General features: G+C 44.0%; 17 protein-coding genes. All 17 read left to right on the top strand.

What is annotated here, in order from left to right; genetic code table 11:
- Positions 1-6: 6 nt before the first annotated feature.
- The 17 genes from AC6CHV_RS10760 (at position 7) to AC6CHV_RS10680 (ending at position 13,617) form a co-directional block, all read left to right on the top strand.
- Positions 7-465: a gamma-glutamylcyclotransferase family protein gene (locus AC6CHV_RS10760; RefSeq protein WP_274338070.1), complete on the top strand. Its 459-nt coding sequence runs from the start codon at positions 7-9 to the stop codon at positions 463-465.
- Entirely contained in the window at positions 458-646 is a 189-nt protein-coding gene (locus AC6CHV_RS10755) for a DUF5049 domain-containing protein (RefSeq protein ID WP_415537528.1), read from the top strand. The genes AC6CHV_RS10760 and AC6CHV_RS10755 overlap by 8 nt, the downstream gene beginning before the upstream one ends.
- Positions 647-730: 84 nt before the next feature.
- On the top strand, positions 731-2,335 hold the full coding sequence (locus AC6CHV_RS10750; protein ID WP_498078883.1) for a terminase TerL endonuclease subunit: 1,605 nt from the start codon (positions 731-733) through the stop codon (positions 2,333-2,335).
- Positions 2,336-2,386: 51 nt separating this feature from the next.
- The gene (locus AC6CHV_RS10745; protein WP_015926201.1) at positions 2,387-3,631 is read left to right on the top strand and encodes a phage portal protein; all 1,245 of its coding nucleotides are present in this window, start codon (positions 2,387-2,389) and stop codon (positions 3,629-3,631) included.
- Entirely contained in the window at positions 3,632-4,321 is a 690-nt protein-coding gene (locus AC6CHV_RS10740; RefSeq protein WP_028988116.1) for a head maturation protease, ClpP-related, read from the top strand.
- 19 nt (positions 4,322-4,340) lie between these two features.
- Positions 4,341-5,534 (top strand): phage major capsid protein, encoded by a 1,194-nt coding sequence (locus AC6CHV_RS10735; protein ID WP_028988115.1) that lies wholly within the window; start codon positions 4,341-4,343, stop codon positions 5,532-5,534.
- Between the two features lie 12 nt (positions 5,535-5,546).
- The gene (locus AC6CHV_RS10730) at positions 5,547-5,759 is read left to right on the top strand and encodes a head fiber protein (protein WP_028988114.1); all 213 of its coding nucleotides are present in this window, start codon (positions 5,547-5,549) and stop codon (positions 5,757-5,759) included.
- A 26-nt stretch (positions 5,760-5,785) separates the two neighbouring features.
- Complete coding sequence (locus AC6CHV_RS10725; protein ID WP_028988113.1) at positions 5,786-6,106, top strand: head-tail connector protein; 321 nt, start codon at positions 5,786-5,788, stop codon at positions 6,104-6,106.
- 1 nt (position 6,107) lies between these two features.
- Complete coding sequence (locus tag AC6CHV_RS10720; RefSeq protein WP_019155112.1) at positions 6,108-6,443, top strand: head-tail adaptor protein; 336 nt, start codon at positions 6,108-6,110, stop codon at positions 6,441-6,443.
- 5 nt (positions 6,444-6,448) lie between these two features.
- A complete protein-coding gene (locus AC6CHV_RS10715; protein ID WP_136832100.1) occupies positions 6,449-6,880 on the top strand; it encodes an HK97-gp10 family putative phage morphogenesis protein in 432 nt (143 codons plus the stop codon).
- Complete coding sequence (locus AC6CHV_RS10710) at positions 6,877-7,218, top strand: hypothetical protein (RefSeq protein WP_001022899.1); 342 nt, start codon at positions 6,877-6,879, stop codon at positions 7,216-7,218. Before AC6CHV_RS10715 ends, AC6CHV_RS10710 begins: the two co-directional genes overlap by 4 nt.
- Before the next feature lie 3 nt (positions 7,219-7,221).
- Positions 7,222-7,812: a major tail protein gene (locus AC6CHV_RS10705; protein WP_018664396.1), complete on the top strand. Its 591-nt coding sequence runs from the start codon at positions 7,222-7,224 to the stop codon at positions 7,810-7,812.
- 11 nt (positions 7,813-7,823) lie between these two features.
- Complete coding sequence (locus tag AC6CHV_RS10700; RefSeq protein ID WP_018664397.1) at positions 7,824-8,210, top strand: hypothetical protein; 387 nt, start codon at positions 7,824-7,826, stop codon at positions 8,208-8,210.
- Positions 8,211-8,257: 47 nt separating this feature from the next.
- Entirely contained in the window at positions 8,258-8,398 is a 141-nt protein-coding gene (locus tag AC6CHV_RS10695; RefSeq protein WP_018664398.1) for a hypothetical protein, read from the top strand.
- Between the two features lie 14 nt (positions 8,399-8,412).
- The gene (locus AC6CHV_RS10690) at positions 8,413-10,833 is read left to right on the top strand and encodes a phage tail protein (RefSeq protein WP_498078882.1); all 2,421 of its coding nucleotides are present in this window, start codon (positions 8,413-8,415) and stop codon (positions 10,831-10,833) included.
- The gene (locus AC6CHV_RS10685; RefSeq protein WP_498078881.1) at positions 10,823-11,698 is read left to right on the top strand and encodes a phage tail domain-containing protein; all 876 of its coding nucleotides are present in this window, start codon (positions 10,823-10,825) and stop codon (positions 11,696-11,698) included. The genes AC6CHV_RS10690 and AC6CHV_RS10685 overlap by 11 nt, the downstream gene beginning before the upstream one ends.
- A gap of 2 nt (positions 11,699-11,700) precedes the next feature.
- On the top strand, positions 11,701-13,617 hold the full coding sequence (locus AC6CHV_RS10680; RefSeq protein WP_498078880.1) for a Gp37-like protein: 1,917 nt from the start codon (positions 11,701-11,703) through the stop codon (positions 13,615-13,617).
- The last annotated feature ends 7 nt before the right edge of the window (positions 13,618-13,624 follow it).

The following is a 13,624-nucleotide window of genomic DNA, read 5'->3' as shown; positions in this document are numbered from 1 at the left end:
ATGACAATGAACAGTAAATTATATCTTGCCTATGGCTCCAACCTTAATCTGGAGCAAATGGCCAACAGATGCCCCACAGCGAAGGTGGTTGGCGCAAGTCAAATCAATGACCATCGCTTGTTATTTAGAGGGGCACACGCGGGCGCTGTGGCGACCATCGAGCCTTGTAAGGGTGACAACGTACCCGTATTGGTGTGGGAAATCACACCCACTGATGAGGCGGCACTTGACCGCTACGAGGGATGGCCGTTCCTTTATCGCAAGGAAACTGTAAAAGTGAAATTAGACGGCAAAACCGTCAAAGCGATGGTCTACATCATGAATGATGGGAGACCGCTTGGACAGCCAAGCTGTTATTATTACAGTACAATTTTAGAAGGTTATAAGAGTGCGGGCTTCGATGTGGAAATCCTGCGCAAAGCGACAACCGATTCAGTAGAATCGGAGGAGGAAATCAATGAATGAGATAATCAAAGAACAAATCCTTTCCATCAGAGAAAGTGGAGTCACAAATATGTTTGATGTGAACCGAGTCCAATATGAAGCAAATGAACGAGGGTTTTATGAATTGGTCGTCTATTTAATAGACCATAAAGCGGAATATGCTCATTTCATACTGACGGGGGAAGTGGATGAAAATAAGTAAATAAAAACAGGATAAGTAGAAGGGCTTCATCTATAGGATTGAGGCTCTTTTCTTTTGTCCTTTTTCATAAAAGGGGCGGTGTTTATGCGGAAACTGAAGAAATATAAGCCGACCGCCTTTATAGCTGATGGGTCATATTACGATAAGGATGCTGCTGATTACGCTGTAGCTTTTATCGAAGCACTCTCCCATACGAAAGGTTTATGGGCAGGTAAGCCTTTTGAACTTATCGATTGGCAGGAACAAATAATCCGTGATTTATTCGGAATTTTAAAGCCAGATGGATATCGGCAGTTTAACACTGCTTATGTAGAGATACCTAAAAAGATGGGAAAAAGCGAACTTGCCGCAGCAATTGCACTTCTCCTCACTTGCGGTGATGGGGAAGAACGGGCAGAGGTGTACGGTTGTGCCGCTGACCGCCAGCAGGCATCAATTGTATTTGAGGTAGCAGCCGATATGGTGCGGATGTGTCCAGCACTGAATAAACGTGTAAAGTTGCTGGCTTCAACTAAGCGATTGGTGTACCTGCCGACCAACAGCTTCTATCAGGTATTGTCGGCTGAAGCCTACTCCAAACACGGCTTCAATATACATGGTGTTGTTTTCGATGAACTTCATACTCAGCCAAACCGGAAATTATTTGATGTTATGACGAAAGGATCTGGGGATGCAAGGACTCAACCGCTGTATTTTCTTATCACCACTGCGGGAACGGATACTCAAAGTATTTGCTACGAAACACACCAAAAAGCAGTTGATATTATTGAGGGCAGAAAATACGATCCTACCTTTTACCCCGTAATCTATGGTGCCAAAGAAGAGGATGATTGGACAGATCCAAAAGTGTGGAAGAAAGCAAATCCAAGCTTGGGAATTACGGTGGGGATTGACAAGGTAAGGGCTGCTTGTGAAAGTGCAAAGCAGAACCCAGCTGAAGAGAACAGCTTCAGGCAATTAAGATTGAATCAGTGGGTTAAACAATCTGTCCGTTGGATGCCAATGGCAAAATGGGATGCCTGTGCATTTCAAGTTATTCCAGAAAGTCTTGAAGGGCGGGTATGTTATGGAGGTCTTGACCTATCTTCTACAACAGACATTACAGCCTTTGTGTTGGTGTTCCCACCGGAGGATGAAACAGATAAATACATTGTTCTTCCGTATTTTTGGATGCCAGAGGACAATATTGACCTCCGAGTCCGAAGAGACCATGTGCAATACGATCTTTGGGAGAAGCAAGGGTATATTCTAACCACAGAAGGCAATGTAGTGCATTACGGCTACATTGAGCGGTTTATTGAGGAACTTGGAGAAAAGTATAACATTCGAGAAATAGCTTTTGACCGTTGGGGAGCTGTTCAAATGGTTCAGAACCTTGAAGGGTTAGGCTTTACTGTAGTTCCATTCGGTCAAGGCTTTAAGGATATGTCACCACCAACCAAAGAACTGATGAAATTGACATTAGAAGAAAAAATAGCACACGGTGGGCATCCAGTACTTCGATGGATGATGGACAACATCTTTATAAAAACTGATCCGGCGGGCAACGTGAAGCCGGATAAAGAAAAAAGTACAGAAAAAATAGATGGCACGGTGGCGACTATCATGGCACTTGACCGTGCCATCCGTTGCGGCTCAGGTAATAGTGGAGATTCTGTATATGATGAGAGAGGTTTAATAATCTTTTAAATTTAAATAGTTAACACAATATTGCCAGTTTTTTATTTGGAGGTGACGCCTATGAATCTAATAAAAGGACTGTTTCGGTCAAGAGACAAACCGCAAAACCGTGTGGGTAGTGCATTTTCCTTCCTATTCGGCGGTACATCATCTGGCAAAACAGTGAATGAGCGTACTGCAATGCAGGCAACAGCAGTGTATGCCTGCGTAAGGATACTGGCTGAAGCGATTGCAGGACTGCCACTACATGTATATAGATATCGTTCTGATGGAGGTAAAGAAAAGATTCCTTTCCACCCGCTGTATTACCTTCTTCATGATGAACCAAATCCAGAGATGACTTCGTTCGTGTTTCGAGAAACACTGATGAGTCATCTTTTGCTTTGGGGAAATGCCTATGCACAGGTTGTCAGAAACGGTCGTGGGCAGGCAGTTGCACTTTATCCCCTGCTCCCCAACAAAATGGAAGTTAGCCGAGCAACAAATGGTGAGCTGGTCTACACATATTACCGTGATACTGACGAAAGTGGCCTAAACCCAAAAGGTGGCTATGTCACACTCCGTAAAGATGAAGTTCTACACATACCTGGCTTAGGTTTTGATGGGCTCATTGGCTATAGCCCTATCGCTATGGCGAAAAATGCAATCGGTATGTCACTTGCTACTGAAGAGTACGGTGCGGCATTCTTTGCCAATGGTGCTAATCCGGGAGGTGTGCTGGAACACCCAGGAGTAATCAAAGATATACAGAGGGTCAAGGATAGTTGGAATAGCGCCTACCAAGGCACAGGAAATGCTCACAAAATTGCTGTGTTGGAAGAAGGCATGAAGTTTCAAGCCATTGGTATCCCGCCGGAACAGGCGCAATTTCTTGAAACACGGAAATTCCAAATTAATGAGATTGCGAGGATTTTCCGAGTACCGCCTCATATGGTGGGTGATCTTGAGAAGTCTAGTTTTTCCAATATTGAGCAGCAATCGTTGGAGTTTGTAAAATACACCCTCGATCCGTGGGTGGTGCGATGGGAACAAAGTCTCCAGCAATCGCTTATTTTGCCTTCTGAGAAAACTTCACTGTTTATCAAGTTCAATTTGGACGGTCTGCTTCGTGGTGATTACCAAAGTCGTATGAATGGCTACGCTACAGGTCGACAAAATGGCTGGATGTCAGCCAACGATATCCGTGAATTGGAGGATATGAACCGGATACCGGCTGAGGAAGGTGGCGATTTATATCTGGTTAACGGAAATATGACAAAACTGGCTGACGCAGGTGCGTTTGCCAAAACCGAAGGAGGTCAGTAAATGAGGAAGTTCTGGAACTGGGTGCGAGATTCAGATGAAGTACGTACCCTCTATTTAAATGGAGTGATATCCGAAGAAACGTGGTGGGGCGATGAGGTCACACCTAAGATGTTTAAGGATGAACTGCTGGCAGGCACTGGCGATATTACGGTGTGGATTAATTCCCCTGGTGGTGATGTGTTCGCAGCAGCTCAGATTTATAACATGCTGATGGAGTATACCGGAAAAGTCACTGTAAAGATTGATGGGCTTGCGGCAAGTGCGGCATCCGTTATTGCAATGGCTGGTGGAGATGTATATATGTCTCCTGTATCTATGCTTATGATTCATAACCCCTCAACAATTGCTATCGGTGACAGTGAGGAAATGTTGCGGGCAAAGGCTCTATTGGATGAGGTCAAGGAAAGCATTATTAATGCCTATGAGTTAAAAACGGGTCTTTCTCGAACAAAACTCTCCCATCTAATGGATGCAGAGTCATGGATGAATGCAAACAAAGCGATTGAACTTGGTTTTGCAGACAAAATCATGTTCATGGAAAGTGAAACACCGGATTTGACGGATAGTCTTATTTTTAGCAGGATGGCGGTTACTAACTCGCTCATCAGCAAACTGCCAAAACAACCAAAACAGAAAACAGGTACACCCATTGAGTCGCTGGATAAGCGGCTTTCTTTAATTTCGCACTAATTTAAAGGAGGAAATAACAATGAGTAAAATTCTTGAATTGCGTGAGAAACGCGCTAAAGCTTGGGACGCAGCAAAGGCATTCCTTGATTCAAAACGTGGCGGTGATGGACTGTTATCCGCTGAGGACACGACAACCTATGAAAAAATGGAAGCCGATGTGGTGGCTCTTGGCAAGGAAATTGAGCGTTTAGAACGTCAAGCATCTATCGACTTGGAACTGTCGAAAGCAACCAGTAACCCAATTACGAACGAACCTACTAGAACTGGAGAGGAAAAGACTGGTCGTGCAAGTGCTGAATACAAAAAAGCTTTCTGGAATGCGATGCGTGATAATGTCAGCTATGAAGTAAGGAACGCTTTAAAGATTGGCACTGATTCCGAAGGCGGATTCCTCGTGCCAGATGAGTTTGAGCGTACGCTTGTAGAAGCCCTAGAGGAAGAAAATATCTTCCGTAGGTTGGCCAATGTAATCACGACATCTTCTGGTGACCGCAAGATTCCTGTTGTTGCAAGCAAAGGCACTGCAAGCTGGATCGATGAAGAAGGAGCCATTCCCGAAAGTGATGACAGTTTCGGTCAAGTATCCATCGGTGCTTATAAACTAGCAACGATGATTAAAGTCTCTGAGGAATTGCTAAATGATTCCGTATTTAATCTCGAAAGCTACATCACAAGAGAATTCGCCCGTCGCATTGGTAACAAGGAAGAGGAAGCCTTCTTTGTAGGTGATGGCACAGGTAAGCCAACAGGGATTTTAAATGCCACAGGCGGTGGTCAAGTTGGTGTTACTGCGGCAAGTGCAACTGCCATCACTTTGGATGAGGTTTTAGATTTATTCTATAGCTTGAAAGCACCTTATCGAAACAAGGCAGTTTTCGTAATGAATGATGCAACTATAAAAGCTATCCGCAAATTAAAAGACGGTAATGGACAGTACCTATGGCAACCTTCCATCCAAGCGGGAACACCTGATACGATTCTTAACCGCCCGCTGTATACCTCATCCTATGTACCTACTGCTGAAGCAGGTGCAAAGACAGTGGTATTCGGTGATTTTAGTTATTACTGGGTGGCAGACCGTCAAGGACGAGTATTCAAACGACTAAATGAACTCTATGCTGTCACAGGTCAAGTAGGATTTATTGCGACTCAACGAGTTGACGGAAAGCTTATCTTACCGGAGGCCGTTAAGGTACTCCAACAGAAAGCCTAACGGAGGTGCTTTATGAGTTATAACACGAAGAATTATACCGAACAAGGCGGAGAAAAAACTGTCATCGGTGGTGTTTTAGAAATCAAAGAGGGGGCCTCGGTTACGGGGCTTCCTGTTCTTGAAAACCAAGAAGACAGCACAGCCACCGATGTTGCTGGTCTAGTTACGGACTTCAATGCTCTGCTTGCCAAACTAAAGGCAGCGGGGCTTATGGAGACTGACTAAGGTGGAATGTAAAGGAGGTTGGTGGTATGGCAGTGGCAGATAATCTCTTGCCAAAAGTTAAAGCGAACTTAATTTTAACGCATGATCAGGATGATGCCCTCCTAATTGGATTTATTACTGCTGCAATTTCATATGCACAGAGCTATCAACACGTTCCTGAAAACTATTATGAAACACATGCCATGCCTCCAACAACAGAACAAGCAGTGATTATGTTGTCGAGTCATTTCTATGAAAGCAGGGATGGCTCAACGGCAGGTTTCTTTGCTGATAGCGTACAGGCAGGGCAACAAGTATGGAATACAGTGAACTTGCTTTTACGACTTGATCGAGAGTGGGGTGTTTAGTGTGAGCTTTGGGAAGATGAACACCTTCATCGATATCATTTGCACGATACCCACAAAGGATAAGGAAGGCTTCGCCACAAAAGATGACAACATACTCGCAAGTGTACTTGCTTACAAGGAAGATCGGCATGGCAGTGAGCGATGGACGAATATGGCATCATTTTCATCTGCAACTTCCCTATTCAGGTTTAGAAAAATCTTCGGACTTAAGGTGACCAATGAAATGGTTATCGTCTGCGATGATGGCAGATATCAAATTTTAAGTGTTGAGGATGTAAGAAATCGAGGTATGTATGTCGAGGTTTTAGCCGAAAAGCTAGAACCAACTGTGAGGTGATTGATATGGCAAAAGCGAATATAAAGATGCCAGAAGAATTCCTTTTAAAGGTATCCCGATTAGCTGACCAAACCGATGTGATTCTTCCTAAGGTTTTAGAAGTTGGCGGTGAAGTGGTGCTAGATAAAGTCAAGGGAAATCTAAGTAAGGTGGTTGGCAAGGACACGAAATATCCATCCAAAAGTACTGGAGAATTGCTATCTTCACTGGGCCTTTCTGGTGCAAAGCAGGATAGAAACGGTAACTTCAATGTAAAAGTCGGCTTTGCAGAGCCACGTTCTGATGGTGAGAGCAATGCTAAACTTGCCAGCATCATTGAATATGGGAAGCATGGTCAGCCTGCAAAACCCTTCCTAAAGCCTGCGAGGAATGCATCTAGGAAACCCTGCATCAACGCAATGGTTGCCAAGCTGGAGGAGGAGATCGACAAAATATGAATATCTTAGAGGAACTTAATACACTTGTGACCGCCATACCGCTCCCCGTGGAAACCGGGGTTTTTTCAGGTTTGGCACCAGATGAGTATGTCGTGATTCTCCCACTTTCGGATATTTTTGAAGTTCATGCGGATAATCGTCCAGGCTTTGATGTGCAGGAAGCGAGGATATCACTGTTTTCAAAAAATAATTACCTAGAGCGGAAACGGCAGCTCACAACTGCTTTAATAAATGCGGATTTTACTGTGACTGAACGAAGATATATCGGTCACGAGGATGATACTGGATATCACCATTATGCCATCGATGTGGCGAAAAACTATAGATTGGAGGAATAACACATGGCGACTATCGGTCTTGATAGACTGTACTATTCAAAAATAACCGAGGACGCTAACGGTGAGGAAACTTATGCCCAACCTTCTGTACTTGCAAAAGCCATCACTGCTGAACTTTCGGTAGAACTAGTGGAAGCCATTCTGTACGCTGACGACGGTGCGGCGGAGGTTGTGAAAGACTTTAACAGTGGTACTCTCACCCTCGGTGTAGACGACATTGGTCCGACGGTCGCAGCGGATTTAACTGGCGCTTCTACTGATGACAACGGAGTACTAATCTCTGCTAGTGAAAACGTGGGTACACCCGTTGCAGTGGGGTTTCGTGCGCAAAGGGCTAATGGAACATACCGCTATTTTTGGCTGTATCGTGTTAAGTTTGGACTACCAGCTACCAACTTACAGACAAAGGCTGATTCCATTACCTTTTCTACACCCACCATTGAAGGAACCGTTATGCGCAGGAATAAGCTGGATGGATTGGGCAAGCACCCATGGAAAGCGGAAGTTACAGAAGGTGATCCTGGTGTTTCATCGACCACCATAACAGGCTGGTTCACTGAGGTTTATGAACCTGTCTATACACCTGAACCATAGGAGGAGAAATAATGGATAATGATAGAAGTGCCACAATCAACATAGGTGACAAAGAGTATGAACTGGTTTTAACTACACGAGCTACAAAGGCCATTGCCGGTCGTTACGGTGGTCTTGAAAACCTTGGAGAAAAACTGATGAAATCAGAAAACTTCGAGATGGCACTGGATGAGATTGTTTGGCTCATCACGCTGCTTGCAAACCAGTCCATTTTGATTCGAAATCTAAAGAATAAGAATGCACCAGAAGAATTACTGACAGAGGAAGAAGTAGAGCTTCTTACCTCACCGCTTGATTTATCGGCATATAAAACTGCAATTACCGAGGCGATGTTCAAAGGTACAAAGCGAAATGTAGAAAGTGAGGAGGAAACTCCAAAAAACGTGGAGGTCGGGTAACGGACGATGAGGTCTTTACCCGGCTTCTTTATTATGGAACAGTTCAGATGGGCATGGAGACAGAGGAATTCTGGCTTATGCCAATTGGGCTGTTTTTTGATTTATGGACTTGTCATAAACAATGGCATGGTATTGAAAAGCCAAAGAAAACACGGACCATTGACGATATTATCCCACCAGGTATTTAGGAGGAGGTGAAGGCATGGCAGACAATTTTGGTTTAAAAATAGGTGTTGAAGGCGAGCGTGAATTCAAGAACGCACTGCGAGAAATCAATCAATCATTTAAAGTATTGGGCAGTGAAATGGCCCTTGTAACGAGTCAGTTTGATAAAAACGATAAATCCATTCAGTCAGTTACCGCTCGTAATGCCGTTTTGAATAAAGAAATTGACGCACAGAAAGAAAAGATTTCTACCCTTAAGGCTGCCCTTGATAATGCCTCCTCCTCTTTTGGTGAAAATGACCGCCGCACTCAGAACTGGCAGATTCAGCTGAACAGGGCACAAGCAGAACTGAACGGTATGGAGCGTGAACTTGAGGAGTCCACAGTTGAAGCCGAGAATCTTGGTGAAGAGTTAGAGGATTCCGGTAAAAGTGCAGAAGACGCAGGTGGCAGGTTTGAAAAGCTTGGCGGTGTACTAAAGGGAAATGGTGTGGCTATGGGTGCAGTTGCCGTTGCAGCTGGAGCCGCTGCTATTAAGTTAGGTAAAGAAGTAGTCACACAATTTGGGGAGCTGGAACAAAACTTAGGTGGATCGGAGGCGGTTTTTGGAGCATACGCTGCATCGATTCAGAAAACCGGTGAGGAAGCCTATAAAAACCTCGGTATTTCCCAAAGTGAGTATCTTGCTACTGCCAATAAAATGGGTGCGTTGTTCCAAGGCTCTGGCATCCAGCAACAGAAAAGTCTTGAACTAACCGAAAAGGCCATGCAACGTGCAGCGGACATGGCATCTGTTATGGGTATAGATATGTCTTCTGCTATGGAAGCTGTCACAGGTGCAGCAAAGGGTAACTTCACCATGATGGATAACCTCGGTGTTGCCATGAATGCCACCAATATCGAAGCCTATGCACTTGCAAAGGGTCTGGATTTCACTTGGAATACCGCAACGCAAGCAGAAAAAGCCGAAGTCGCAATGCAGATGTTCTTTGAGAACACCGAGCAGTATGCTGGAAACTTTGCAAGAGAGTCAACCGAGACAATATCGGGTTCTATTGGATTGTTACAGGCCGCACTTGGTTCATTTACAGCTGGACTCGGTAATGCCAATGCCGATATGACAAATCTGACTGAGAATCTTGTGGATGCCTTCGAAGCGGTTGTCACTAATATCGTACCTGTTTTAGAAAATATCGTAGCCGCCTTACCAACAGCGACAGGCGCAATATTAGCGGCGGTTGCAGACTTGCTTCCAATGCTTCTTGAATTAGTTACAAATATATTCACGCAAGTACTGGAGACCATTTTAAATCTTTTACCTGAACTTATCCCGGCTGCGGTAAGTGCTTTAATGACGATTGTTGGAGCACTGATTGAAAACCTTCCCTTGCTCATAAATGCAGCAATCGAATTAGTAACAGCGCTTGTGGAGGGTATCGGCGTAGCTTTACCACAGCTTATCCCTGCGGCTGTTTCTGCTGTTACGCAGATTGTCAAAGGATTGATGGATAACCTACCACTTATTTTAGATGCCGCTTTGCAGTTGATTATAGGATTGGCAAAGGGATTGGTGGATGCAATACCTCAGCTTACTTCAGCCTTGCCTGTCATTATCAAAGCAATAGTGGATTTTATCATTGAATCCATTCCACAGATTATTGAAGCAGGTATTCAATTATTGACCTCACTGGTCACAGCTTTGCCTACTATAATTACAGCAGTTGTGGAAGCAATCCCACAGATCATCGACAGCATTATCAGTGCAGTCATTGGGTCGATTCCTTTGATTATTGATGCAGGTATCCGGCTTCTAGTTTCACTAATTCAGGCATTACCACAGATTATTACTACTGTTGTAGGTGCTATTCCTAAGATTGTTAGCTCTCTGGTCAATGCCATTATTGGTAACATCGATAAGATCATTTTAGCGGGTGTTCAACTGTTTGTTGCACTGATTGCATATCTGCCAAGGATAATCGTGGAGATCGTTAAAGCAGTACCACAGATTATATCTGGACTGGTCAAAGCCTTTACGGGTTATATCGGTCAAATGTCTCAGGTGGGTGGCAATCTGATTAAAGGGTTGTGGAAGGGGATCTCAGACGCTGGGGCATGGTTATGGAGTAAAATTTCTGGATTTTTTGGAAATGTTGTATCAAGGATTAAAGACTTCTTCGGTATTCGCTCCCCATCAACTCTATTTGCTGGAATTGGCCACAACATGGGTGAAGGTATAGGTGTAGGTTTTGAGGATGCAATGACAGCAGTTTCAAGGGATATGCAAAATGCAGTACCAACCAGCTTTGATTTTAATTATAGAGGTGTATCTGGGCAAGGTAATGCTACAGGTGCAAGTATCACTCAAAATATTTCAGTTGTGACACCTAAGGCTCTATCTGAAAAAGAACAAGCAAGGGAGTTTAAGAACCTATCCCGTAAACTGGCACTTGAATTGTAAGGGAGGTACGGCAATGGAACTAACATATACAAATAGAGATGGAGAGAGCATTACGCTTAAGCAAAGCCGACCGTACTTTCTAACGAAGGTAGACGGCACTGGCAATATGCGTCAAACCGTCAACACTTTCAAGGCGCCAGATCAGGATGGCGCTTTTTATATTTCTTCCACGCTAGATATGCGGAACATAACGATTGAAGGTACGGTTGTTGCTGATACTCCCGATGAGGCGTATAAAAGGAGACAACGCTTCCTTCAAATATTTAGTCCAAAGCTATTAGGGACGCTTCAATACCGCGAGCGACAGATATCCTGTGTTGTGGAGGAGGCAGGTTTTAGTGTTTCTAATCGGCAACGATTACCAAACTTCTTTGTCAGTCTACTCTGCCCGTCCCCTTTCTTCGAAACATTAAACGAGGTGCGGGAAGAACTAGCATCATGGATACCGCTATTTGAGTTTGAATTAGAAATCCCAATGAGCGGGATGGAGTTTGGAAGGCGTCAGCCCAGCCAGATCATTACGGTGGAAAATATCGGGGATGTATCTTGCGGATGTGAGATTGTGTTCCGAGCTTTAGGTACTGTGTCGAACGCTGAACTTTTAAATATAGACACAGGAGAATATATCAGGCTTCTCACTACAATGAACGCTGGGGATGAACTTCGTGTATATACCCATTTCGCTGGTAAGCGTGTAGTCCAGATTGATGGGTCAACGGTTACAAATGCATTTTCACTGTTAGATACGAATTCGGTGTTCTTTCAACTAGCGGCGGGTCTTAATACACTGCGTTACGATGCTTCTGTCAATATGGAACTGTTAGAGGTTAGTATTTACTTTCGTCCGCAGTTTCTGGGGGTGTGAAAATGGAACTGTATATCTACAATTCAAACCGAGAGCTTGCGGGCATTGTGGAATCTTTCGAGTACTTGCGCTGGACGAGACGCTACTCCCAGTGTGGCTCATTTGAGTTAAAGGCGATAGCAACTCCGAAGAATACAGAACTCTTAAAGGAAGGGAATATCATCTGGAAAAATGATGATGAGGAAGCCGGGATCATTGAGCATTTGGAACTTTCTCAAACCGAACATGAAATTATTACTGCAAGTGGTCGTTTTGCAACTTCCTTCCTCTCCCGCCGCATTGTTTGGCAAACGGAGAAACTGTCTGGTGATATCTCTGCCTGTGTGGAGCAGCTGATAAATAATAATCTTATCAATCCTTCTGATACAGCAAGGAAGATTGCGAACATATCCTTTTCCGCTCCAAAGTTAAATGCTTCCATCAGCACACAGGTATCGTATCGAAATTTGATGGATGCTGTGACAGGACTATGTGGTGCTTCAGATATTGGTATTAAGACTGTGTTCACTCCTGCGACAGGCTATTTTACCGTATCGTTGTATAGAGGAACGGAATCACAAGCAGTATTTTCTAAGGAATATGAAAACCTCACGGAACAGATTTATACAATAAGTGCTGGAGATTATGCCAACACTGCCCTTGTTGCTGGCGAAGGAGAAGGTACAGAGCGTACCTTTGTTGCCATTACAAGTGGCTCAGGTGAGACAAGACATGAGATTTTTGTGGATGCTAAGGACTTGCGGGCAGAAGACTTTGGTTCAGAATACATTGATACACTAATCTTTCGAGGTCAAAGTAAGCTGAGTGAGCAAGCCATACGATATTCATTTGATACATCTATCAATCCACACGGCAATTTAACATATAAAGTAGACTTCGATCTTGGGCAGACTGTCAAAGTCATTTCCAAAGCCTGGGGTGTATCCATGACGACGCGCATCACCGAAGTCGAAGAAACCTATGACGCAGATGGACAGAGCATCAGCGTAGTGTTCGGAAAAGCGGAGTTGACAATCGCCCAAAAAGTCCGCTCTGAGTTAAGTGAGGTAAAAACAGCAATATCCGCTCCAACGGGCATATCTGAAATTGCACAGGCTTTGGGAACTGTGGAAGAAACCTTGGGTGACTTGACGGAGGTAGATTCAGAGATTCAAGGAGACAACGTTGCATCTACTATTAACAATCTATATGGAAAATTACCTGCACTGGAGATTAATGTGGGCGGAGGTACTATATCGATTGGCCAATATGCGTTGTACCATATGAAGCCTGGAGATGCCTTTTATTTCACTTCATGGAGCGGGAATAAGTTTAGTGACCAGCCAAGTGACGATGGGCATGTCTTTTTGGTAAAGCATAACGGAGACGATACGGGAAATGGCTATCAGCGGGCAATGGGTTTCTTCATTTCTCGCAATACCATGACATTCTATGTGATTTCCGTTTTCGTATTTAATAACCCTTCTGGTCAAGCAAACTGGCTTAATATCAATAATGAACCCGTAACTACTGCAAGAATTGCAAATGGAGCAGTTACAGGTTTAAAAATTGCAGACCGTACAATTACAGCTTCTAAAATGGTTTCTTCCTTTAGCGACTATTCAACTACAGAACAAAACACAGGGCGACTGTGGATAGATGGCAAGACGATTTATCGTAAACAGATAAATCTCGGTTCCCTTACGGATACAATACCAAAACATGTGCCTCATGGTATAGCGAACCTCAGCACGGTTGTCAGTTTATCTGGTTTTGTCACGAACGGGAGTGTTTTCTTGCCACTTCCCCTTGCTCGGTACAATAATTTCGAATCGCAAATCGGACTCTTTGCGAATATGACGGACATTGTCGTCGAACCAGGCAATGATAGAACAGCATATACAGGCTATGTAGTTATCGAGTATACAAAAACGGTATAGAAGGAGG

This window comes from Ferdinandcohnia sp. GQ5 (genome assembly GCF_059759275.1).
This window is presented reverse-complemented; position numbering and strand designations above follow the sequence as displayed.